The 22,095-nt window shown below is 59.3% G+C and carries 20 protein-coding genes, 1 tRNA gene and 1 pseudogene; 13 read left to right on the forward strand and 9 right to left on the reverse strand.

Translation table 11 applies throughout. From position 1 onward, the window contains the following. The first annotated feature begins 125 nt into the window (after positions 1-125). The 5 genes from LOY43_RS09650 to LOY43_RS09670 all read left to right on the forward strand — a co-directional run bounded on the left by LOY43_RS09650 (position 126) and on the right by LOY43_RS09670 (position 6,348). Positions 126-536 carry a hypothetical protein gene (locus LOY43_RS09650; protein WP_095047679.1) on the forward strand — a complete coding sequence of 137 codons (411 nt, stop codon included), beginning with the start codon at positions 126-128 and terminating at the stop codon, positions 534-536. A 73-nt stretch (positions 537-609) separates the two neighbouring features. Beyond that, positions 610-1,818, forward strand: coding sequence for an EAL domain-containing protein (locus LOY43_RS09655; protein WP_176471256.1), 1,209 nt, complete (start codon positions 610-612; stop codon positions 1,816-1,818). Positions 1,819-1,907: 89 nt separating this feature from the next. Further along, positions 1,908-2,351 (forward strand): chemotaxis protein CheY, encoded by a 444-nt coding sequence (locus LOY43_RS09660; RefSeq protein ID WP_095047678.1) that lies wholly within the window; start codon positions 1,908-1,910, stop codon positions 2,349-2,351. Positions 2,352-2,486: 135 nt separating this feature from the next. Beyond that, positions 2,487-3,113, forward strand: coding sequence for a response regulator transcription factor (locus tag LOY43_RS09665; RefSeq protein ID WP_095047677.1), 627 nt, complete (start codon positions 2,487-2,489; stop codon positions 3,111-3,113). A 10-nt stretch (positions 3,114-3,123) separates the two neighbouring features. Continuing rightward, positions 3,124-6,348, forward strand: coding sequence for a transporter substrate-binding domain-containing protein (locus LOY43_RS09670; RefSeq protein ID WP_258709520.1), 3,225 nt, complete (start codon positions 3,124-3,126; stop codon positions 6,346-6,348). Positions 6,349-6,359: 11 nt separating this feature from the next. On the opposite strand, the gene dkgB is transcribed toward LOY43_RS09670, so the two are convergent. After that, the gene (dkgB, locus tag LOY43_RS09675) at positions 6,360-7,163 is read right to left on the reverse strand and encodes a 2,5-didehydrogluconate reductase DkgB (RefSeq protein WP_095047675.1); all 804 of its coding nucleotides are present in this window, start codon (positions 7,161-7,163) and stop codon (positions 6,360-6,362) included. 228 nt (positions 7,164-7,391) lie between these two features. Further along, positions 7,392-8,300 (reverse strand): LysR substrate-binding domain-containing protein, encoded by a 909-nt coding sequence (locus LOY43_RS09680; RefSeq protein WP_258709521.1) that lies wholly within the window; start codon positions 8,298-8,300, stop codon positions 7,392-7,394. A 105-nt stretch (positions 8,301-8,405) separates the two neighbouring features. Here LOY43_RS09680 and LOY43_RS09685 point away from each other — a divergent pair, with 105 nt between their 5' ends. From LOY43_RS09685 to LOY43_RS09695, 3 genes and pseudogenes are all read left to right on the forward strand, one after another. Continuing rightward, positions 8,406-9,272, forward strand: coding sequence for a pirin family protein (locus tag LOY43_RS09685; protein ID WP_095047673.1), 867 nt, complete (start codon positions 8,406-8,408; stop codon positions 9,270-9,272). 94 nt (positions 9,273-9,366) lie between these two features. Next, positions 9,367-9,747 (forward strand): annotated as a pseudogene (locus LOY43_RS09690) (isochorismatase family protein); the annotation flags it as partial. A 218-nt stretch (positions 9,748-9,965) separates the two neighbouring features. Then, on the forward strand, positions 9,966-11,408 hold the full coding sequence (locus LOY43_RS09695; RefSeq protein ID WP_095047672.1) for a mechanosensitive ion channel family protein: 1,443 nt from the start codon (positions 9,966-9,968) through the stop codon (positions 11,406-11,408). 4 nt (positions 11,409-11,412) lie between these two features. Here the strand turns inward: LOY43_RS09695 and LOY43_RS09700 are convergent, their stop codons facing one another. Further along, complete coding sequence (locus LOY43_RS09700) at positions 11,413-11,988, reverse strand: GNAT family N-acetyltransferase (RefSeq protein ID WP_095047671.1); 576 nt, start codon at positions 11,986-11,988, stop codon at positions 11,413-11,415. A 129-nt stretch (positions 11,989-12,117) separates the two neighbouring features. Here LOY43_RS09700 and xth point away from each other — a divergent pair, with 129 nt between their 5' ends. Beyond that, positions 12,118-12,912: an exodeoxyribonuclease III gene (gene xth / locus LOY43_RS09705; RefSeq protein WP_095047670.1), complete on the forward strand. Its 795-nt coding sequence runs from the start codon at positions 12,118-12,120 to the stop codon at positions 12,910-12,912. A gap of 101 nt (positions 12,913-13,013) precedes the next feature. Then, complete coding sequence (locus LOY43_RS09710) at positions 13,014-13,856, forward strand: arylamine N-acetyltransferase (RefSeq protein WP_095047669.1); 843 nt, start codon at positions 13,014-13,016, stop codon at positions 13,854-13,856. Here the strand turns inward: LOY43_RS09710 and LOY43_RS09715 are convergent. Genes LOY43_RS09715 through LOY43_RS09725 form a run of 3 tightly spaced genes read right to left on the reverse strand, consistent with a single transcriptional unit; the run spans position 13,838 to position 15,556 of the window. Then, a complete protein-coding gene (locus LOY43_RS09715; protein ID WP_095047668.1) occupies positions 13,838-14,263 on the reverse strand; it encodes a DUF4952 domain-containing protein in 426 nt (141 codons plus the stop codon). The genes LOY43_RS09710 and LOY43_RS09715 overlap by 19 nt on opposite strands. Continuing rightward, positions 14,264-15,013: a hypothetical protein gene (locus LOY43_RS09720; protein ID WP_095047667.1), complete on the reverse strand. Its 750-nt coding sequence runs from the start codon at positions 15,011-15,013 to the stop codon at positions 14,264-14,266. A 48-nt stretch (positions 15,014-15,061) separates the two neighbouring features. After that, positions 15,062-15,556: a PAAR domain-containing protein gene (locus tag LOY43_RS09725; RefSeq protein WP_095047666.1), complete on the reverse strand. Its 495-nt coding sequence runs from the start codon at positions 15,554-15,556 to the stop codon at positions 15,062-15,064. Positions 15,557-15,766: 210 nt separating this feature from the next. Between LOY43_RS09725 and LOY43_RS09730 the strand changes: the two genes are divergently transcribed. Next, positions 15,767-17,290 carry a nucleobase:cation symporter-2 family protein gene (locus LOY43_RS09730; protein ID WP_095047665.1) on the forward strand — a complete coding sequence of 508 codons (1,524 nt, stop codon included), beginning with the start codon at positions 15,767-15,769 and terminating at the stop codon, positions 17,288-17,290. A 228-nt stretch (positions 17,291-17,518) separates the two neighbouring features. Here the strand turns inward: LOY43_RS09730 and LOY43_RS09735 are convergent. Beyond that, a tRNA-Asn gene (locus tag LOY43_RS09735) sits at positions 17,519-17,594 on the reverse strand. A gap of 220 nt (positions 17,595-17,814) precedes the next feature. On the opposite strand from LOY43_RS09735, the gene LOY43_RS09740 reads away from it, so the two are divergent. Continuing rightward, positions 17,815-18,045, forward strand: a complete 231-nt coding sequence (locus LOY43_RS09740) for a hypothetical protein (RefSeq protein WP_093432041.1) — start codon at positions 17,815-17,817, stop codon at positions 18,043-18,045. Here LOY43_RS09740 and LOY43_RS09745 read toward each other — a convergent pair. Together LOY43_RS09745 and LOY43_RS09750 are read right to left on the reverse strand one after the other, a co-directional pair. Next, a complete protein-coding gene (locus LOY43_RS09745; protein ID WP_095047664.1) occupies positions 18,042-18,242 on the reverse strand; it encodes a hypothetical protein in 201 nt (66 codons plus the stop codon). The genes LOY43_RS09740 and LOY43_RS09745 overlap by 4 nt on opposite strands. 226 nt (positions 18,243-18,468) lie before the next feature. After that, positions 18,469-19,665: an amino acid aminotransferase gene (locus LOY43_RS09750; protein WP_095124833.1), complete on the reverse strand. Its 1,197-nt coding sequence runs from the start codon at positions 19,663-19,665 to the stop codon at positions 18,469-18,471. 337 nt (positions 19,666-20,002) lie between these two features. Between LOY43_RS09750 and uvrB the strand changes: the two genes are divergently transcribed. Beyond that, positions 20,003-22,018: an excinuclease ABC subunit UvrB gene (uvrB, locus tag LOY43_RS09755; RefSeq protein WP_007913411.1), complete on the forward strand. Its 2,016-nt coding sequence runs from the start codon at positions 20,003-20,005 to the stop codon at positions 22,016-22,018. The last annotated feature ends 77 nt before the right edge of the window (positions 22,019-22,095 follow it).

A 22,095-nucleotide genomic window follows, 5' to 3' on the forward strand; every position in this document is an offset into this window, starting at 1 on the left:
TCAAAGGGTGTCGGAGATTTCTTGGTGTTTTTTCAGACTCGTCCTACATGCTTTGACGACTGTTTTGCCTAGTGTGTCGCCTCTTACGCCGCGAGCGGCGACCTTTTCTACCTCTGTCGAAACCAATGTCCTACAAAAGCTGGCGAATTCTGATTGCCGACGAGGAGCCTGCGTTGCACGCCCGAATCGGCAAGACCTTTAAAGAACTGGGCTGTCGCGAACTGACGCGGGTGCACTCGTTTCGTGAGTTGTTGGGCGTGACCCATTACTCCAGCGAGCCCTTCCAGCACTTTGACCTGATGATCATCAACGCGGGGTTGATCGCCGCCACTGGCGTGGATTGGGTGCGGTTCTTTGCAAGCAATGCACAGATTCGCCACGGCGTGATTCATGACACCGTTCGCGGCCAGCCGCAGGCTCAGACGATTTATGCCAACCACCGACGACAGTTGATGCTGATCCGTACCCCGGACCGGCAAACCCTTGGCCCTTTGCTGGAGCACCTCGATGTTCATGAACAATCCCACAACCGTTGAGACCTCTGCTGGCGAGTCGAATACGCCATTGGCCACGACACACCATGCTCCCGGCATCGACGACTCAATCGCCGTGCCTGCTCTGCCGCTGCGTGTGTTGGTGTTGGAAGACCATGCGTTCCAGCGCTCGGTGGCGGTCAACATGCTGCGTACGCTGGGTTGTCGCGAAATCTTCGAGGCCAGTGACGGAGCTCAGGCGCTGGCGCTCTTGCAGGAAGTCGGTACCGTCGATGTCGCCCTGTGCGATTTGCAGATGGAGGGGATGGACGGGCTGGAGTTTCTGCAGCGGGTGGGGGCCTCGGGGCAGGTCAAGTCGGTGATCATCAGTAGTTCGCTGTCGGCAGACCTACGTCGTGCGGTGCATCAGATGGTGGCGTTGCTTGGCCTGGAACTGCTGGGCGATGTAGGCAAGCCTTTGCATGTGCAAGTGCTGGCGAATCTGCTGAGCAAATCCCTCGACAGGCCTGCTCTGGCGCAACCCACGGCCGCTGCCGTGACGCTGGCCAGTGAGGCATCGGTTCGTCAGGCGTTGGCGCAGCAGCAATTGCAGGCCTGGTATCAGCCCAAATTCAACCTGCAGACCGGTGAGGTCTGTGGTGTAGAGGTGCTATGCCGCTGGCTCCATCCGACCCACGGCATCCTTTCGCCCGCTTTGTTCATGCCTGTACTGGAGCGTTGCGGGTTGCTCGACGAGCTACTGTTTGCGCAGATCGAGCAGGCACTGGGCGTGCAACGAAGTGCCCGTGCACAGGGAGTTTTCCTGAATGTTGCGTTCAATCTGCACGCTGTGCAGTTGGCCAATGCGCAGCTCACGACCACGTTGAAGAACCTTCTGGCGCACCACGGCGCTTGCGGTGCAGGCCTGACTTTCGAACTGACCGAAAGCGGTCTGCTAGAAGCGCCGGCCACCAGCCTGGAAAGCCTCGTCCGCCTGCGAATGATGGGCTGTCGTCTATCGATCGATGACTTCGGCGCCGGCTTCTCATCTTTGCAGCGCTTGTGTCAGTTGCCGTTCAACGAGATCAAGCTCGACGCCGAATTCATCCGCAATCTTGAGCACGAACCGCGATGCCGGGCGGCGATCAGCAGCACACTGGCGTTGGGTGAAACCCTCGGCATGAGCGTGGTGATCGAAGGGATCGAGACCGATGCACAGCGCCGTGAACTGTTGGCATTGGGGTGTTCCCAAGGGCAGGGCTATTGGTATGCGCGGCCGATGTCCGGGGCTGATCTGTTGCTTTGGTTGCAGCAGCACAGTGATCGGCGTGACTTGGATGAGTGAACCTTCTTTTAGGAAAAGTCCTACAGATCCTGTCGTGTGGCTTGCGTAGTCTTGCCGCACCCAGAAACCGTGACACCGGGAGATTGAGCATGATCAATAAAGCCCTGCGCATCCTGATAGCAGATTCGCAGCATTTCCACCGGATGAAAATCGAGCGTCTGTTCAACAGCCTCGATTACTACCGCGTGGCCCCGGTGCAAAGCCTCACTGAGCTGTTGACGCTGGTGGACTACGGTTGTGAGCCGTTCGATGTGGTGGTCATCAATGCCGAACTGGCGGCGCGTTCGCTGGATCTGCTGGGGTTTTTCCTTGATAACCCGCAGATTCGTCAGGCGTTGATCTATAACGAAGGCACGGCGCCGTTGCAACAGACCTCGGGGTTCGCTCAGGAGAATGTGCAGATCAGTCATTTGACGTTGCCTTCAAAACAGTCGATCAGTCAGTTGATGGCGCTGGTCGATGTGCCCGCAAAGCCAGGTAAACCGGCCGCTCACAAGCCACACCCGCTGATGCAGTACGTTGCGCATGCATAAAAAGTCCCCGGCCGCAACTGTCAGACCTGACAGGTGCTTTGCTCCCCGTTCCATGCAACAGTCCCTGTGCAGCCACTGAGTCTGGATCAGCCCCCATCGGTGGCCTGACCGTCAGTCTTTGCACCGGGAGTGGCCATGAAGTTAGCGCTGATCGTCGACGATCATCCGGTGGTGCGTGCCGCCATCCGGATCGTGTTGCAAGCCGAAGGATTCAAGCAGATATACGAGGCGTCCCAAGGCAACGAGGTGATCTCGCTTATTCGTGAACACAAGCCTCAATTGGTGATCCTCGACCTGAATCTGCCAGTGCTCGGCGGGCTGGAGGTGCTGGCCCGGATCAAGGCCAATGATCTTCATTGTCGAGTGCTGGTGTTCAGTACACACGAGCCGATGTTCTATCAGGAACGCTGTGTGCGCGCCGGGGCCATGGCCTACGTGACCAAAACCAATCAGTTGGAGCAGTTGCGCAATGCCATCCGGGCGGTGGTGTCGGGGCATACCTTTTTCTCTGCGCTCCCGGACCATTTCAGTACGCTGAATGCCGTGCAGATCACGGAAAAACAGATGATCGAGCAGCTCTCCGACCGTGAGTTGAGCATTTTCGCGCAACTGGGGCGGGGCAAGTCCAACAAGGCGATTGCTGAGGACATGCACCTGAGTCACAAAACCGTCAGCACCTATAAGACCCGTCTGATGAAAAAACTCGGGGTGAACTCAGCGGTACACTTGCGCGATTTCGCCAAGCGCAATCATGTGATCTGAGCGGACAGACATGAGGCAGGGGCGCCGGATTGTCTGGCTGTGGCTGTGGCTGACGCTGATGGCCACCTGTTGGGCAAGCGACACGCCGCAGGTGCTGCAAGTGCTGACCCGTACCGGACTGGAAAATGTCCAGCTGCGCCTGGATGAACAGGACCGGCAATGGCTGCGTCAGCATCCGGTGTTGCGCATGGGCATTTCCGGGCCGGATTACCCGCCGTTCGAGATCACCCGTAATCAACAGGAACTCGAAGGGCTGACCGCCGATTACGCCGACCTGCTGGGGCAGTTGCTCGGCGTGCGCATCGAAGTCCGCCGTTTCGCCAACCGCGATGCCGTGATGGCGGCACTCAAACGCGGCGATCTCGATCTGCTGGGGACCTCCAACAGTTTTGAAGCCGCCGACCCGGCCTTCATCCTGTCCCGTGCCTACGCCGAAGATCAGCCGATGCTGGTGACTCGACTCGATGAACAATTGCCCACCGATCTGGCCGGCAAGCGCCTGGCCATGGTCGAGGACTATCTGCCTCTGGCCAGCGTGCAGGCGTTTTATCCCCGGGCAAGTGTGCAGCGTTACCCGTCGGCGATGGATGCGCTCGGTGCGGTGGCCTTCGGCGCGGACGATGTTTATCTGGGCGACTTCATCAGTGCCAACTACCTGATCAACACCAATTATCGTAACGACCTGCAATTGGCCGGTCCGGCCGGGCTGGACGCCAATTCGTTCGGCTTCGCGCTGTTGCGCAGCGATGGGCGCCTCAAACGCATCGTCGACAAGGCATTGACGGCCATCCCCATGGAGCGGCGCCAGCGCATCGAGCTACGCTGGAGCGTCGGCCTCGCCGATATGGCTGAACAGTCGCGGGTGCAGCTCAGTGCGAATGAGCAGGAATGGCTGGACCAGCATCCAGTTGTCCGGGTTGGAGCCATCGAAGATTTCGCGCCGCTGACATTTTTTGATGCCGATGGCCGTTTCAGCGGACTGTCGGCGCAACTGCTGAGTCTGATCAGCCAGCGCAGCGGGTTGAACTTCGAGATCGTGCGCGGGACGTCGCTGGATCGGCAGATCGAACAGCTCAAGGCCGGTGAACTGGATGTATTGCCGGTGGTGACACCGAGCAGCGAGCGCGAGGCCGAACTGCAATTTACCCGTGCCTACCTGAATAATCCGTTTGTGCTGGTCAGCGCAATCACCGCGCAGGGACCGCTCAACCTCGATGATCTGGCCGATAAACGGCTGGCGATTTATCGCGGCCATCCGTTACGTGCTTACCTGTTAAGCCGCGTGCCGCGCATCCGTCTGGTCGAAGTCAAAAGCCCCGCTGAAGGCGTGGCGTTGATTGCCAAGGGTCAGGTCGATGCCACGGTGAGTTCATTGCTGGTGGCGCGCTTTCTGATCGCACGTCACTACCGTGAGCGTCTGCGCATTACCGGCACCATCGGCGATCAACCGGCGCGCATTGCGTTGGCGACGGCACCGCAGATGACGGCATTGCATTCGATCCTGAACAAGGCGTTGTTGAGCATCGCCCCGCCACAGATGGACGAACTGGTAGAGCGCTGGAGCCACGATGTGGTGGTGGAAGACAGTTATTGGTTACGCCATCGTCGCGAGATTCTCCTCGGTTTTGCCGGTGCGGCGGTGTTGCTGGCGCTTGCGCTGGCCTGGATCGTTTTTCAACGCCAACAGATTCGCCGCCGCCAGCAATGGTTGCAGCAATTGCAGGAAGCCAAGGACGTGGCAGATGATGCCAATCGCGCCAAGACCACGTTTCTGGCGACCATGAGCCATGAAATTCGCACGCCGATGAACGCCTTGATCGGCATGCTCGAACTGGCCTTGAAGCGCGCCGAGGAAGGCGTGACCGATCGCTTGGCGATTCAGGTGGCATCCAACGCCGGGCAACAGTTGCTGGCGTTGATCGGCGACATCCTCGACATCGCGCGGATCGAGACCGGGCATTTGTCCCTCGTGCCTGAGCGTGCCAACCTGCGTGAGCAGGTGGTGTCGGTGTGTCGAGTGTTTGAAGGGCTGGCGCGGCAGAAGCGCTTGTTGTGGCACATCGAACTTGATGCCCGCAGCAACATTGACGTGCTGATTGATCCGACGCGCTTCAAACAAGTGCTGTCGAATCTGTTGAGCAACGCGATCAAGTTCACCGAGGAGGGCGAGGTCAGTCTACGGCTGACGGTGACCACCGCGACGGCGGAACGCCTGAGTGTGAAAGTGCTTATTGAAGACAGCGGGGTGGGGATTAACGCCGACGACCGACGACGGCTGTTCAACCCTTTCGTGCAGGCGAGCCATGACTCGCAATCAGCCCGCAGTGGTTCCGGGCTGGGGCTGGTCATCAGTCGCAACCTCTGTGAAATGATGGGCGGTACGCTGCGGCTTGACAGTGCACCGGGTGAAGGCACACGCGTCGAAGTCAGTCTTGAACTGCCGTTGTTGGCTGCTCTGGCTCGCGCGCCAAGTGCTCCGCAAGCAGCGCTTGCGGTAACGGCTTCACTGAGTGTTCTGGTGGTGGACGATCATCCGGTGAACCGATTGCTGTTGTGCTGGCAGTTGAGTGAACTCGGCCATCGCACCGTCGACACCGAGAACGGTGATGAAGGCCTGAAGCAGTGGCGGGCGCAGGCGTTCGATGTGGTGATCACCGATTGCAACATGCCGCGGCGCAACGGTTACCAACTGGCGCGGGCCATCCGCGATGCCGAGTCGCATGCCGGCCGCAAGCCTTGTCTGATCCTCGGCTTTACCGCCAATGCGCAAGCTGAGGAAAGGACGCGCTGCCTGAATGCCGGCATGGACGAATGCCTGTTCAAACCGATCCGCTTGCACGACCTGGCGCAGGCGTTGACGGCTGCCAGTCATTGCGAGAAGACGGTGGACCCCGGCGAGGTGGCCGCGCTGACGGAAATCGACCTGAGCACGCTGGAGCAAATGGCTGGGGATGATCGTGCCTTGATCGAACAGTTGCGCAAGGAAGTGTTGAACAGCGTGCGCCTCGATCTGCAACGTCTGGAGCTTTTGCAGCAGGAGCAGGATCGCGCAGGGTTGCGCGAGCTGGCGCATCACATCAAGGGTGGGGCGCAGATGGTCGGCGCGGCGCGGGTGGTGGCGGCATGTGTAGCGCTCGAGCAGGCGTGTCGCGAGACGCACGCGGCGCCGCTGGACGTGGCGAGCGAGACGTTGCGCAAGGCCATGGCCGGACTCGCGCAACGCTTGCAAATCTGACGGGCGCCGGCTCAGTCCCAGTGCGGCGCGATGCCTTTCGGGCTGGTCAGGCGATGGTCGCGATCAAGCGTGGCAATCAGCGCCATATCGGCGTCGCTCAGTGTCAGCGCTGTAGCGGTAAGGTTGCTTTGCAGGTTGGCGCGCTTGGTCGACGACGGAATCACCGCGTAGCCAGACTGCATGGCCCAGGCCAGGGTGATTTGCGCCGGGGTGGCTTGCAGGCGCTGGGCGATCTGCTGGATCAGCGGATCTTGCAGCACTTCGCCGTAGGCGAGGGTCATGTACGAGGTGATGTGGATGCCTTGGCTCTGGGCGAACTCGACCACTTTGCGGTTTTGCAGGTACGGGTGCAGTTCAATCTGATTAGTAGCGATGTTGTCGGCACCGACCGCCGCGATCGCCTGTTGCATCAGCTCGATGGTGAAGTTGGAAACACCGATCTGTCGGGTCAGGCCCAGACGCTTGGCTTCGAGCAGGGCGCCCATAAACTCTTCGACCGGCACTTGGTTTTCCGGCGACGGCCAGTGAATCAGCGTCAGGTCGAGGTAGTCGGTCTGCAGTTTTTGCAGGCTTTCCTTGAGGCTGTCGATCAAGCGATCCTGGGCGAAGTTGGCGACCCAGATCTTGCTGGTGATGAACAGCTCTTCGCGCGGTATGCCGCTGGCTGCGATGGCCTCGCCGACGTCGGCTTCGTTTTCGTAGATTTGCGCGGTGTCGATGGCCCGGTAGCCGAGTTCGAGAGCGGTGCTCACCGAATCAATGACGACCTGGCCTTGCAGGCGAAATGTACCCAGACCAAAAGCGGGAACAGACATGAAAAACTCCAGGGTTGCAGTGGGAATGGGCAGGAGTATCGGCGTCTGCATCGTTGAGAAAAACCGCTGGCGGGGCAAAGCACTGTTGATCAGAAGTCATGAATCATTTTCAGGATTTGTGTTGTCCGGGCTGGCCTCTTCGCGAGCAGGCTCGCTTCCACAGGAGATCTGTGGTGTTCACAAAATCCTTGTGGGAGCGAGCCTGCTCGCGAAGGGCGCACCACCGATTCAGGCAATGTCACTGTGGGCAAATTCCTCGCCGAGAAAATCAATCAACGTGCGCACTGACGGCAATAACCCGCGCCGCGAAGGGAAAATCGCATGCACTACGCCGCACTTCGGCGCCCAACCGGGAATCAACTCCACCACACGACCGGCCGCAATGTCCTCACGCACCACCACACTCGGCAAATGCGCCACGCCAACGCCGGCAATCACCGCCTGACGCAGGGCAATCAAATCATCGGTGACCATGCGTGGCGTATGGCGAATCAGTGCCGTGTTGTCATTCGGCCCGAGCAGCTCCCATTGATATTCGCGCTGCGCCGCGCCCCAGTGCAGGCTCGGCAAGCCGTTGAGGTCGGCAGGTGAGGGCGGTGACGACAGGCGTTCGACAAACTGCGGGCTGCCGACCACCGATTGCGTGCTGTTGCCCAGCACCTTCATGACCATGTCGGTGTTCTCCAGCGGCGGAAAACGCACGCGCAAGGCAATGTCGAAGCTTTCGTGCAGCAGATCGACGCGGCGGTTGGTGCTCTCGATAAACAATTCCACTAGCGGGTATTTGAGCATGTAACGGGTGAGCATCGGCCCGACCCACGAGTTGAGCAGCGCTGTCGGGCAACTCAGGCGCACCAGTCCCTGCGGTTCGGAGCGGTTGCGTTCGATCAGCTCGGCGGCGCTTTCGGCTTCGACGCGCATGGCCAGGCAGCGCTGGTAATAGGCCTGACCGATTTCGGTCAACGAACAATGGCGGCTGGTGCGGTGAAGCAAGCGCACGCCAAGGCGTTCTTCCAGTTCGGAAATCCGTCGGCTGAGCTTCGATTTGGGCATGTCCAGTGCGCGCCCGGCGGCGGCGAAACCATGATGTTCGACCACTTGGGTAAAGTAGTAAAGGGTGTTGAGGTCTTCCACCATCGTTCTCCATATAGAACGCTAAGGCTGATTTTTGCAGTCTAGTGCATTAATGGTCATGGATTTAAGCTTGATCCATCGCGTCACTCACCCAAATTGGAGACAACCATGAAAAACATCATCGGTATCTACACCAGCCCGCGCGGCCATTGGGTCGGCGATGGTTTCCCGGTTCGCACGCTGTTTTCCTACGACAACCTGGGCAAACACATCAGCCCGTTCCTGCTGCTCGATCACGCCGGTCCAGCCGATTTCACCCCGACCATCGAACGGCGTGGCGTTGGTCAGCATCCGCACCGTGGTTTCGAAACCGTGACTATTGTTTATGAAGGCGAGGTTCAGCACCGCGATTCGACCGGTAGTGGCGGTGTGATCGGCCCGGGCGATGTGCAATGGATGACTGCGGCTTCCGGGATCCTCCACGAGGAATTCCATTCGGAAAACTTCGCCAAAACCGGCGGCAAACTGGAAATGGTCCAGTTGTGGGTCAACCTGCCGGCCAAAGACAAAATGGCCGCGCCGGGCTACCAGACCATTCTCGACAGCGACATCCCGAGCATTGCGCTCAAGGACAACGCCGGTCGCCTGCGCCTGATCGCCGGTGAGTTCGATGGCCACACCGGCCCGTCGCGGACTTTCACACCGATTGATGTGTGGGATCTGCGCCTGAACGCCGGCAAGTTGCTGACGCTGGATCTGCACGAAGGCCGCAACACCGCGCTGGTGGTGCTCAAAGGTTCGGTGCAGGTCAACGGTGTGGAATCGGTGCGTGAAGGGCAGTTGGCGCTGTTCGAGCGTGACGGCCATCAACTGACACTCGAAGCCAGCCAGGACGCGGTGGTGTTGCTGCTCAGCGGCGAGCCGATCGACGAACCGATCGTCGGCCACGGCCCGTTCGTGATGAACACCGAGCAGGAAATCCACCAGGCCTTCGCCGACTTCCAGTCCGGCCGCTTCGGTCAGATGCACGCTTAACGCACCACCACTGCGCTCTACACAGGACGCGTAGTCCGGTTCGCAGGCCAGGGATGGCTGTTGCCTATAGAAAAGAGGAAACGCACATGAACACGCCCGTCCGGGCCAGATCAACGCCTGGGACAACGAAGATTTCGTCAAGGCGATCAAGGCCACTGGCAAGAAGCAATTGATCATTGCCGGTGTGGTGACTGAGGTTTGCGTGGCGTTCCCGGCGCTGTCGGCGCTGGAAGAGGGCTTCGATGTGTTCGTGGTGACGGACGCCTCCGGCACATTCAACGAACTGACCCGTGAATCGGCGTGGAACCGCATGTCCAGCGCTGGCGCGCAATTGATGACCTGGTTCGGTCTGGCCTGCGAGCTGCACCGCGACTGGCGCAACGACATCGAAGGGCTGGGCACGTTGTTCTCCAATCACATCCCGGATTACCGCAACCTGATGACCAGCTACAGCACCCTGACTAACGGTACATAACTCAAGTCCTATGCAATAAATGTAGGAGTGAGCCTGCTCGCGATGGCGGAGTGTCAGTCGAAGTCTCTTTGACTGATACCCTGCCATCGCGAGCAGGCTCACTCCTACATGGGTTTTGTGGTGTTTTTGCGGGCGTGTTCATCCTCTGAAATCAATTGCTCCTACACTTGCTCAATCTGTGCGATCTTCTCGCGATTGGCCCCCGTCGGAGTTGTTTGATGCTGTCTCTGCTCACCGAACATCCGTTGTTCTGCGCGTTGATCCTGATCCTCCTCGATCTGGGTTTATGGCGTCTGATCAGTTCCCATGGCAGCGAGTGGAAACTGCTGGTGCGGGTGCTGATTTTCAGCCTGTTCAGCGTGCTGCTGTTCAACGAAGGCCTCAATCCCATGGAGCCGGCGCCGTGGGCCGACAACGTGCCGCTGCACCTAGCGGCGACTGGCCTGCAGATTGGCTGGTGGCTGTTCGGTGCGCGCACCCTGACGGTGTTGATCGGCGCGGTGATGATGCAGCGGGTCGGCCACACCGGGCGGTTGTTGCAGGACTTGCTCGGCGCGGTGATTTTCCTCATCGCGATCATCGCGGCGCTGGCCTATGTGCTGGATCTGCCGGTCAAAGGCGTACTGGCGACCTCCGGGGCGTTGGCGATCATTGTCGGTCTGGCCTTGCAGAGCACGCTCAGCGATGTGTTTTCCGGGATCGTCCTCAACACCACCAAGCCTTATCAACTCGATGACTGGATTTCCATCGACGGCACCGAAGGCCGGGTTACCGATATCGACTGGCGCGCCACGCGCCTGCAAACCAGTCAGGGCAGCATGGCGGTGATCCCCAACTCGCTGGCGGCCAAGGCCAAGATCATCAATTTCAGCCGGCCGAGCAATATGTTTGGTGTCGCGGTCAGCGTGCAGGTAAGCCCGCATGCGCGGCCCAATTCGGTGATCGATGCGCTGGAGCGGGCGATGCAGGGCTGTCGCCAGTTGCTCGACATACCTGCGCCGAGCGTCGCACTGAAAAGCTCCGGCAGCAGTGGCGCGGAATACGAGATCAGCGGTTTCGTCGCCTCAATGGGCGAGAAACGGGTGGTGCGCAATCAGTTGTTCGATCTGGCCTATCGGCACTTGCAGGCCTCCGGGGTCAATCTGCTGTCGAGCGATGAAAGTGCTGCGCCGACCAACCTGTCGCGGCCCCGGGCGTTGCTCGACAGCTCGCCGATTTTCTCAACCCTGCGCCAGGAAGAGAAGGACACCTTCAGCCAGAACATGAGCCTGCAAACCTTCCGCGCCGGCGAAGTCATTCTGGCGGGCGGGGAGGTCAGCGATCACTTGTTCATTATCGAGTCCGGTGTGGTGTCGGTGACGTTGAAGCGCCACGGTACACCGTTCGAGTCCGGGCGCATGGGGCCGGGCGAGGTGATTGGCGAGGCAGGAATCTTGTCCGATACCGCGTTGCCGGCGGACTTTTCGGCGAAGACCTTTTGCGCGTTGTATCGCATCGAGAAGTCGTACCTTAAACCGTGCCTCGATGCGCGTCATGACATCCACGACGCGATGCAGACGCTGCTCGATTTCCGCCTGCACAAGGCGCAATCCCTGACCGAGGAAGCGCCGGCGGTTGTACCCAAAAGAGGCTTTTTGCAGTGGCTGCGTAATCGCGCCTGAAGGGTCAGGTAGCGAGTTTCTGTTCCAGGTGCAGACGCACCTGTGGCCATTCGTCATCGATGATGCTGAAGCGCACCGAGTTGCGCTTGCGCCCGTCCGGCATGATCCGCTCGTGGCGGACAATACCTTCCTGCTGCGCGCCAAGCCGCAGGATCGCGTTGCGCGACTTCTGGTTGTTCTCGTCAGTGGTGAACTGCACGCGCACGCAGTCGAGCACTTCGAAGGCGTGACGCAGCATCAGGTATTTGGCTTCGGTGTTGACGAAGGATTTCTGCCAGCTTGCGGAGATCCAGCTGCTGCCGATTTCCAGTTTGCGATTGAGCGGGTCGATCTTCCAGAAGCGCGTCGAGCCGATGACTTGGCCGCTATCTTTCAACACGATCACGAACGGCATCACCGTGCCGGCGTCACGGCCATCGAGGGCTTTTTTCAGATAACTGTCGACAGTGCTGGGCGAAGGCACCACGGTGACGGTGAGGTTCCACAACTCGCCGTCAGCGGCAGCGTGGAGCAGGGCGTCGGCATCTGAATACTGGAGCGGGCGCAAGAGGATGCGCTGACCTTGCAGCGTGGTTTGCATGGGATTCCGGTCTCGGCAGTGCGGGTAAAAGGCGAGTGCCCATTACGCCGCACGAGACTGATCCGATGCAACCGGCGCGATGATCACGGGGTCACAATTTTTACAGCCCTTGGGCAGGAGCCTCAGCCGATGAAAAACCTGCGAATCGCCACTTACAACGTCAACGGTTTACGCGCGCGTTTGCCGAACCTGCTGGATTGGCTCAAGCGCGAGCAGCCGGATATCGCCTGCCTGCAAGAACTCAAATCCGTCGACACGGCGTTTCCCGCAGCAGAACTGGAAGCCGCCGGTTACGGCGCGATCTGGCAGGGCCAGGCCTCCTGGAACGGTGTAGCGATTCTCGCCCGCGATGCGCAGCCGCTGGAGAGCCGGCGCGGTCTGCCGGGTGATCCCGATGACAAGCACAGTCGTTATCTGGAAGCGGCGGTGCATGGCGTGTTGGTCGGTTGCCTGTACCTGCCCAACGGCAACCCGCAACCGGGGCCGAAATTCGATTACAAACTAGCGTGGTTCGAACGGCTGATCAGCTACGCCAAAGACCTGCAAAGCAGCGATCACCCGGTGGTGCTGGCCGGCGACTACAACGTCGTGCCCACCGACATGGACATCTACAACACCCGTTCCTGGCTCAAGGATGCGCTACTGCAACCCGAGAGCCGCGAGTGTTATCAGCGCTTGCTCGATCAGGGCTGGACCGATTCGCTGCGGCATCTGTATCCCGAGGATCGGCTCTATACGTTTTGGGATTACTTTCGGCAGCATTGGCAAACCAACTCCGGTCTGCGCATCGATCATCTGCTGCTCAACCCGGCGCTGAGTCCTTATCTGCATGAAGCCGGTGTAGATGCCTGGGTGCGCAATGAACCGCACGCCAGCGACCATGCGCCGACGTGGATTCGCATCGGTTCCCGCAAGAAGCGCTAGCGGGCGATTGGCGAAATCAATTGTCGAAAACAGTGCCTGATCCCGTATACATGGCGACCATCAACGCAGTGACCTGCGGCCCCATGCATAAGGATCGAGCAATGAGTGAGCCCCGCCTGACGAATCTGAAGCTGTACCTGCAACGTCTGGGTTTTGAAACGCCACCGGAACCGACACTGGTGACCCTGCGCTTGCTGCAACTGCGCCATACCGGCGTGTTCCCTTTCGAGAATCTTGCGACGATTACCGGCGCGCCGGTGTTGATCGATCTGCCGTCCATTGAAGAGAAAGTCCTGCTCGGTGGGCGCGGCGGTTACTGCTATGAACTGAATAACTTGTTCTTTGCCCTGTTGCTGGAACTGGGCTTCGACGCTCGGGCCATCAGCGGGCGCGTGGTAATGAATCAGCCCGAAGGCAGCTGGACAGCGCGCACACACCGTTTGAGTCTGGTGACTATCGACGACGTGCGCTACATCACAGATGTCGGCTTCGGTGGCATGGTGCCGACTGCACCGCTGCTCCTTGACACCGAGACTGAGCAACCAACGCCTCACGAACCTTATCGCATTGAGAAACAGGCCGACGGCTACATGCTGCGTGCCAACGTGGCGGGTGAATGGCGGCCGATGTACCTGTTCGACCTGCAACGCCAGGAAGACATCGATTACACCATTGGCAACTGGTACGTCTCGACCCATCCTGAGTCACCGTTCAGTCAGCGCCTGATGGTTGCGCGCACCGGTGAGGGCTGGCGCAAGACGCTGAACAACGGCAGCTTCGCTGTTCACCGCATGGGCGCCGAGAGCGAGCGGCGTGATATCGCGGACGCCGGGGATCTACTCGGTCTGCTTGAGGTTGAGTTCGGGATTCGGGTCGCGAGCCCGGAGTTGTTGAGGCCGGTGCTAGGACGCCTTATCGAGTCTGGTCAGGGATCTTCAGCGTAAGCATCGACCTGGATCGTGAACAGATTGATCTTGGCCCACGACTCCCGTTGCCTGACCTCTGTCTCCTCTGAGCCAATGCTGATGAGGTAGTTGATGCCTGTTGCCGGGTCTCTGAAACCATTTTGGGTCGAGTCCCAGACACAACAGGCGCGCGTGATCGGCGAAATCCCGAAGTGCTGTTCAAGGTACTGTTCGGCTTTCGAAGCATTGGCCCCGGACACTTCATAGCTGGCGGAAAATGGCTGGCCCATGCGGTCAAGCGCCTGTGTGCAGCCTTTGAATTCAACAAACGATGGCTTGTCTGCGAGCTTCGACAGAAAGTCATCACAGCCAAAGTCGGCACTGGCGCTGTTGGCAACGACCAGCAACAGCGCGGGTATTAATCGGATAAGTAGCAACCGTTTCAATTATTTCTCCACCAGCAATTCACCGACATATTTCCCGCCTTCACCTTTAACTCGCCGGCAGATCAGGTAGTCGTAGATGTCGTTCCATTTGATCAGCTCATAAAAGGTGACACAGCCGTCGGACAAATGACCGACGTGGATGTAACGACTGCTGTTGCCTTTTGTGCCTTGCAGTTCGATTGGAAACCAGACGTCGGTGCAATGCAGATTACCTTGTGCCTTGTAGCCATCCGTGGAGATATTTCCGTGGGAGCGGTCCGGGGCCATGATCCGGTGGCGTCCGGGAGGGATCGGGGTAAATTCGCCGCCCCACTGGCTGTTCAGCGTCACCTTCGCCGTTTTGCCATTGAAACTGACCTGTGCCCATTGCTGCAGGAGTTTGCCTTTGAACTCCGAGACCGCATGAACCGGTGCACCGGTGTACTTGACCTTGACGGTGGCCGGCGCCGTTGGCGGGGTATCCATCAGGTACTTCAAGGCATTTTCGGTTTTCAGGCTGGCCGTCTGCCCTACGAACTCCGAATTGCCGTCGGCGATCCGGAAGTAGGTTCGACCACCGGACTCTTTGGTGAAGGTCACTTTGGTGTATTCGCAGAGGGCGATGAGCGTGCCTTTTGGTTCGAGTTTTACACTCAGCCAGCCGTTTTCGTCGGCTCGTTTGGTGTATTTGGTGACAACGGCTGCGGGATGCGTACTGCCACCCTGTCGATTCGAGGGAGCCCGGTTATTGCTGAGGATTGCCTGCGCCATGCTGGTTACAACTCCTTTCAGGTGAATTCAGCCACTGGTTCTTCCTGTTCAGGCCAGGTCGTCAGGCTCCAGATGCAGCAGTTCGCTCGCTCGGGTCGATACTCTCTGGGTCAGTCCGCGCTCATTGGTGACGCCACGGATTACCTTGCCAGACGCGGTGGTGATTTTGTAAGCGAAGTCGGGGACAGGCTCGCCGTCGGCGTCCAGTAACGTGAACTGTTCATCGAAACCCAAGTTGATCGGCGGAACGGGACTGATCGGCGCGCCACCACCACTCTGGCCAATGATGACGGTGCCGGAACCGCCGACGATAACGTCGCCGTGGCTGCCCTGACTGCCTTGGGTGGCGGCGTTTTTACCGTTGATGAAGACGGTTGCGGAAATGTTGCCGCTGATGGCGCTGCCGCAAGAGGCTGGATCGCCAAGGCGCGCGGCAGGCAGACCATCGAAGAATACGTCGGGAGAACCGGCAACTATTTTCTGCGCCGCATGGGCAGGGCATGTTGTGGCGTCTGTGGCGCGTGCAGCGGGTTTTCCACTCATGGTGACTTCCTTTTCTTGCCCGGCTGGGGGCATCCGTTGGTCCGTACAGCATGGCTTCTGATCGTGCCACGTGATGAGGGGGTACTCAAGACATCAGGCCGTTTGAGTGACGAGTAACCCGTGCCTGATATTTTGTATACAAAACCATGGACACTTGTCGCGAGTTTTGAATACAGTGTGCGCATAACAAAAACCAGGGAACCCCCCACCATGAAAACGCCCCATGTTTCACACCAACGGCCCGAGGACGAAAATCTCGGGGTCGGCGCGAATATGGCTTACGGCCTGCAACATGTTCTGACCATGTACGGCGGTATCGTTGCGGTGCCACTGATCATCGGCCAGGCGGCCGGCCTGTCGCCGGCGGACATTGGTTTGCTGATTGCTGCTTCATTGTTTGCGGGGGGGCTGGCGACGCTGCTGCAAACCCTGGGTCTACCGTTTTTTGGTTGTCAGTTGCCGCTGGTGCAGGGCGTGTCGTTCTCCGGTGTGGCGACCATGGTCGCGATCGTCAGCAGTGGCGGGGAGGGCGGCTTCCAGTCGGTGCTTGGCGCAGTGATTGCCGCGTCCTTGATCGGCTTATTGATTACGCCGGTGTTCTCGCGAATCACCAAGTTCTTCCCGCCGCTGGTCACCGGCATCGTGATCACCACCATCGGCTTGACGCTGATGCCGGTGGCCGCACGCTGGGCCATGGGCGGCAACAGCCATGCGCCGGACTTCGGCAGCATGCAGAACATCGGTCTGGCGGCGGTCACGCTGGTGCTGGTGTTGCTGCTGAGCAAGGTCGGCAGCTCGACCATCTCGCGTCTGTCGATCCTGTTGGCCATGGTGATCGGCACGGTGCTGGCGGTGTTCCTTGGCATGGCGGATTTCTCCAGCGTCACCACGGGGCCGATGTTTGGCTTCCCGACGCCGTTCCATTTCGGCATGCCGACCTTCCACTTCGCCGCAATTCTGTCGATGTGCATCGTGGTCATGGTGACCCTGGTGGAAACTTCGGCGGACATTCTTGCGGTCGGTGAAATCATCGGCACCAAGGTCGATTCCAAACGCCTGGGCAATGGCCTGCGGGCAGACATGCTGTCGAGCATGTTTGCGCCGATTTTCGGTTCGTTCACCCAGAGCGCCTTCGCCCAGAACGTTGGGCTGGTGGCGGTTACCGGGATCAAGAGCCGTTACGTGGTCGCTACTGGCGGTATCTTCCTGGTGATTCTTGGTCTGCTGCCGTTCATGGGCCGGGTTATCGCAGCAGTGCCGACGTCGGTACTCGGCGGCGCCGGTATCGTGCTGTTCGGCACGGTGGCAGCGAGCGGTATCCGTACGCTGTCGAAGGTTGATTACCGCAACAACGTCAACCTGATCATCGTCGCTACTTCGATCGGTTTCGGCATGATCCCGATTGCCGCACCGAACTTCTACGATCACTTCCCAAGCTGGTTCGCGACCATTTTCCACTCGGGCATCAGCTCGTCGGCGATCATGGCGATCCTGCTCAACCTGGCTTTCAACCACTTCACCGCCGGTAACTCGGATCAGCAGTCGGTGTTTGCGGCGGCGGAAGAGCGGACCCTGCGCTATCGCGACCTGGCGGCGCTGCGTGAAGGCGATTACTTCAGCGACGGCAAGCTGCATGACTGCGATGGCAAGGAAGTGCCGGTCATCGAGCCGGATGATCACGATCATGGGCAGGGTGCGTCGAAGGTGCAGGTAAAGAGTAGCGAGCACGTCTGACGGCTGTCTCTAAACAAAAAGGGCCGATCTATTACACACAGATCGGCCCTTTTTCATTTCAAGATCAAAAGATCGCAGCCTTCGGCAGTTCCTACACAGATCTCATGCTCCGCCGATTCTGCGGATGAACGCTGAATTTGTAGGAGCTGCCGAAGGCTGCGATCTTCAGATCTTTTCGAGCGCCCACAAAAAAGCCCCTGAATCTTTCGATTCAGGGGCTTTGCTATTTGGCTCCACAACCTGGACTCGAACCAGGGACCCAATGATTAACAGTCATTTGCTCTACCAACTGAGCTATTGCGGAATTGGTGCGTATGTTACTGATTCAAAAAGAGAAGTCAAGCGCAGGTTGTAAAATTAGCTGAATCCTCGGGACGAACGGTGACTTGTCAGCGATTGGCGGTTACCAGAACTGCAGTAGAGGTCTACCATGGGCGCCCGGAAGTGGTCACACGCGCTGCCGGCCATTCGCCGAAAAAGGTCTGCGTCATGAACCATTTATCCCGCAACAGCGAGGTGTTCGCATGAGCATCGCGCAAATCAGCCTACCCAAGGGCGTTGGCCCTCACGCCGAAAAACTCTTCGATGCAATCACCCAGGCCAGCACCGCTGAGGAATTGAACCGCGCCGGTGGCAAGGCCGAAGGCTTCGTCCTGGGTCTTGAAAGCACCAAGGCGATCAAGAGTCAGATCGCCGAATCGCTGTACGTCGTTTATGACGACGCCGCGAGTCAGCGTGCGATCGAACTGGCTTAACTGCCGAAGGTGATGGTGCCCATCATCAGTTTGGCGTAAGCCGCGGTGGCGGCCAGTTGCACCAGCCACAGGACCAGGCCACCCAGGAACACCCCGGCGGCGACTTGCAGTACCAGGCTCTTTTCGCGCTTGGCCGATGCGCGGGGGATGAAATCATCCAGATCGTCACGGTCGGCGCGCAGGTTGTCGTTTTTCATATTGGGTCTCTTCAGAAATCTCGGGTGTACACAAAACCTGTAGGCCTTCGCCTGCTCGCGATAGCGTCGTGTCAGTCGAAGCTTCATTACCTGACACGCCGCTATCGCGAGCAGGCTAACTCCTACATTTTGGATTTGTGTGCAGTCTAGAGGGTATGGGGCGTTATCCGGGACAAATAAAAAACGGGAAGCCCCAAGGCTTCCCGTTTTTCATCACAGTGCGAAATCAGATGACCTGAACAATCGCATCCGTTACCGCCTTGATGTTGCTCTGGTTCAGCGCAGCCACGCAGATGCGGCCGGTGTCCAGGGCGTAGATGCCGAACTCGTTACGCAGGCGATGCACTTGTTCAGTGGTCAGGCCTGAGTAGGAGAACATGCCGCGCTGACGACCGACGAAGCTGAAGTCGCGGCCCGGGGCTTTCTCTGCCAGCAGGGCAACCATCTGCTCGCGCATGCCGCGAATGCGCAGACGCATTTCCGCCAGCTCGGCTTCCCATTGTGCACGCAGTTCCGGGCTGTTCAATACAGCTGCAACGATGCTTGCGCCGTGGGTCGGCGGGTTGGAGTAGTTGGTGCGGATCACACGCTTGACCTGCGACAGCACGCGCGCGCTTTCTTCTTTCGATTCGCTGATGATCGACAGCGCACCAACGCGCTCGCCGTACAGCGAGAACGATTTGGAGAACGAGCTCGAAACGAAGAAAGTCAGACCGGACTCAGCGAACAGGCGCACGGCCGCGGCGTCTTCATCGATGCCGTCGCCAAAGCCTTGATAGGCCATGTCGAGGAACGGCACGTGACCTTTGGCTTTAACCACTTCCAGCACGTTGTTCCAGTCCGCCGGGGTCAGGTCGACGCCGGTCGGGTTGTGGCAGCAGGCGTGCAGGACAACGATCGAGCCGTTCGGCAGGGCGTTGAGGTCGTCGAGCATGCCGGCACGATTCACATCGTGGCTGGCTGCGTCGTAGTAACGGTAGTTCTGCACCGGGAAACCGGCGGTTTCGAACAGGGCGCGGTGGTTTTCCCAGCTTGGGTCACTGATCGCCACAACGGCGTTCGGCAGCAGTTGCTTGAGGAAGTCGGCACCGATCTTCAGTGCGCCGGTCCCGCCGACGGCCTGAGTGGTGATGACGCGACCGGCGCTGATCAGCGGCGAGTCGTTGCCGAACAGCAGCTTTTGCACGGCCTGGTCGTAGGCGGCGATACCATCGATCGGCAGGTAGCCGCGCGAAGCGTGTTGAGCGGCGCGAACGGTTTCGGCTTCGATCACGGCGCGCAGAAGTGGAATTCGCCCCTCTTCGTTGCAGTAAACACCCACGCCCAGGTTGACCTTGGTGGTCCGGGTATCGGCGTTGAATGCTTCGTTGAGGCCCAGGATTGGATCGCGGGGTGCCATTTCGACAGCGGAGAACAGGCTCATTATTGCGGCGGCTCTGAATGGAGAATGGAGGGACGTGTCGCGCTCCAGCCGGATGCACTAGAGCGGTGCACAAACGGGGAGCTAGTATAGAGGCCATTACTGAATAATGGCGACAGGCGATTCGGCTTTTAGGGTAAGTTTTTCCGATTATTTCTTGACCGTTAGTCGACTGCTCGTGTCAGAGTCTTTACCGGATGTAGGACGTTTGCCTTGAAAGGTGAGGCAATCGCCACCACATTGAGCACAATCCAGGTTTTTTCTTGCGCGACACCGGTCGTTTGCGGTCGTCCCCGTGGTGTTCCGCTTTGCTCGGAATGCCGCGATCCCAGAGGTGTATATGTCCGAATTCCAGCTCGTCACCCGCTTCGAGCCCGCCGGCGACCAGCCAGAAGCCATCCGCCAATTGGTGGAGGGCATCGAGGCCGGGCTGGCGCACCAGACGCTGCTCGGTGTGACCGGCTCGGGCAAGACCTTCAGCATCGCCAATGTCATTTCGCAGATTCAGCGCCCGACCCTGGTGCTGGCGCCGAACAAGACCCTTGCTGCGCAGCTGTACGGTGAGTTCAAGGCGTTCTTCCCGAATAATGCCGTCGAGTATTTCGTTTCCTACTACGACTACTACCAGCCTGAAGCCTATGTGCCGTCGTCCGACACCTTCATCGAGAAGGATGCGTCGATCAACGACCACATCGAGCAGATGCGCCTGTCCGCAACCAAAGCGTTGCTGGAACGTAAAGACGCGATCATCGTCACCACGGTGTCGTGCATCTACGGTCTGGGTAGCCCGGAAACCTATTTGAAGATGGTGCTGCACGTCGATCGCGGCGACAAACTCGATCAGCGTGCGCTGCTGCGGCGGCTGGCCGACTTGCAATACACGCGCAATGACATGGACTTTGCCCGCGCGACTTTCCGTGTGCGCGGCGACGTGATCGACATCTATCCGGCGGAATCCGATCTGGAAGCGATCCGCATCGAGCTGTTCGATGACGAGGTCGAAAGCATTTCCGCGTTCGACCCGCTGACCGGCGAAGTCATCCGCAAGATGCCGCGCTTCACCTTTTACCCGAAGAGCCACTATGTAACGCCACGCGAAACCCTGCTCGACGCCATCGAACACATCAAGGTCGAATTGCAGGAACGCCTCGAATACCTGCGCAGCAACAACAAACTGGTCGAAGCCCAGCGTCTTGAACAGCGCACCCGTTTCGACCTGGAGATGATCCTCGAGTTGGGTTATTGCAACGGCATCGAGAACTACTCGCGCTACCTGTCCGGTCGCCCGGCCGGCGCGGCGCCGCCAACGCTCTACGATTATCTGCCGGCCGATGCTTTGCTGGTGATCGACGAATCCCACGTCAGCGTGCCGCAGGTCGGCGCGATGTATAAGGGCGACCGTTCGCGTAAGGAAACCCTCGTCGAATACGGCTTCCGTTTGCCGTCGGCGCTGGACAACCGGCCGATGCGGTTTGACGAGTGGGAAGGGGTCAGCCCGCAGACCATTTTCGTCTCGGCGACGCCGGGCAACTACGAAGCCGAGCACGCCGGGCGGGTGGTTGAGCAAGTGGTGCGGCCGACTGGCCTGGTCGACCCGCAGGTTGAAGTGCGTCCGGCGCTGACTCAGGTCGACGATCTGCTCTCGGAAATCAGCAAACGCGTGGCGGTCGAGGAGCGGGTGCTGGTCACCACGCTGACCAAACGCATGGCCGAAGACCTTACCGATTACCTCGCCGATCACGGCGTGCGCGTGCGTTATCTGCACTCGGATATCGACACCGTTGAGCGCGTGGAAATCATCCGTGATCTGCGCCTCGGTACCTTTGATGTGCTGGTCGGGATCAACTTGCTGCGTGAAGGCCTGGACATGCCGGAAGTGTCGCTGGTGGCGATCCTCGACGCCGACAAAGAAGGCTTTCTGCGTTCCGAGCGTTCGCTGATTCAGACCATCGGCCGGGCGGCGCGTAACCTCAATGGCCGGGCGATTCTTTACGCCGATCGGATGACTGGTTCGATGGAGCGGGCGATTGGCGAAACCGAGCGGCGTCGCGACAAGCAGATCGCCTTCAACCTGGAAAACGGCATCACTCCGCGCGGGGTGATCAAGGACGTCGCCGACATCATGGAAGGCGCCACCGTGCCGGGTTCGCGCAGCAAGAAGCGCAAAGGCATGGCCAAAGCCGCCGAAGAGAACGCCAAGTACGAAGCAGAACTGCGTTCGCCGAGCGAGATCACCAAGCGTATTCGTGCGCTGGAAGAGAAGATGTATCAGCTGGCGCGGGATCTGGAGTTTGAAGCGGCGGCGCAGATGCGCGACGAGATTGCCAAACTGCGCGAACGGCTTTTGGCTGTGTAAGTAGGATCGTTCCCACGCTCTGCGTGGGAATGCAGCCCCGGACGCTCCGCGTCCGCTGTGACGCAGAGCGTCACCGG

Source organism: Pseudomonas sp. B21-041 (assembly GCF_024748675.1).
Taxonomy (GTDB): Bacteria; Pseudomonadota; Gammaproteobacteria; order Pseudomonadales; family Pseudomonadaceae; genus Aquipseudomonas; species Aquipseudomonas neuropathica.

Bases quoted from the DNA above. Each gene is read 5' to 3' on its own strand.
- LOY43_RS09650 (WP_095047679.1), top strand. From the start codon at position 126: ATGTCCTACAAAAGCTGGCGAATTCTGATTGCCGACGAGGAGCCTGCG.
- LOY43_RS09660 (WP_095047678.1), top strand. From the start codon at position 1,908: ATGATCAATAAAGCCCTGCGCATCCTGATAGCAGATTCGCAGCATTTC.
- LOY43_RS09665 (WP_095047677.1), top strand. From the start codon at position 2,487: ATGAAGTTAGCGCTGATCGTCGACGATCATCCGGTGGTGCGTGCCGCC.
- LOY43_RS09670 (WP_258709520.1), top strand. From the start codon at position 3,124: ATGAGGCAGGGGCGCCGGATTGTCTGGCTGTGGCTGTGGCTGACGCTG.
- dkgB (WP_095047675.1), bottom strand. From the start codon at position 7,163: ATGTCTGTTCCCGCTTTTGGTCTGGGTACATTTCGCCTGCAAGGCCAG.
- LOY43_RS09680 (WP_258709521.1), bottom strand. From the start codon at position 8,300: ATGGTGGAAGACCTCAACACCCTTTACTACTTTACCCAAGTGGTCGAA.
- LOY43_RS09685 (WP_095047673.1), top strand. From the start codon at position 8,406: ATGAAAAACATCATCGGTATCTACACCAGCCCGCGCGGCCATTGGGTC.
- LOY43_RS09695 (WP_095047672.1), top strand. From the start codon at position 9,966: ATGCTGTCTCTGCTCACCGAACATCCGTTGTTCTGCGCGTTGATCCTG.
- LOY43_RS09700 (WP_095047671.1), bottom strand. From the start codon at position 11,988: ATGCAAACCACGCTGCAAGGTCAGCGCATCCTCTTGCGCCCGCTCCAG.
- xth (WP_095047670.1), top strand. From the start codon at position 12,118: ATGAAAAACCTGCGAATCGCCACTTACAACGTCAACGGTTTACGCGCG.
- LOY43_RS09710 (WP_095047669.1), top strand. From the start codon at position 13,014: ATGAGTGAGCCCCGCCTGACGAATCTGAAGCTGTACCTGCAACGTCTG.
- LOY43_RS09720 (WP_095047667.1), bottom strand. From the start codon at position 15,013: ATGGCGCAGGCAATCCTCAGCAATAACCGGGCTCCCTCGAATCGACAG.
- LOY43_RS09725 (WP_095047666.1), bottom strand. From the start codon at position 15,556: ATGAGTGGAAAACCCGCTGCACGCGCCACAGACGCCACAACATGCCCT.
- LOY43_RS09730 (WP_095047665.1), top strand. From the start codon at position 15,767: ATGAAAACGCCCCATGTTTCACACCAACGGCCCGAGGACGAAAATCTC.
- LOY43_RS09740 (WP_093432041.1), top strand. From the start codon at position 17,815: ATGAGCATCGCGCAAATCAGCCTACCCAAGGGCGTTGGCCCTCACGCC.
- LOY43_RS09745 (WP_095047664.1), bottom strand. From the start codon at position 18,242: ATGAAAAACGACAACCTGCGCGCCGACCGTGACGATCTGGATGATTTC.
- LOY43_RS09750 (WP_095124833.1), bottom strand. From the start codon at position 19,665: ATGAGCCTGTTCTCCGCTGTCGAAATGGCACCCCGCGATCCAATCCTG.
- uvrB (WP_007913411.1), top strand. From the start codon at position 20,003: ATGTCCGAATTCCAGCTCGTCACCCGCTTCGAGCCCGCCGGCGACCAG.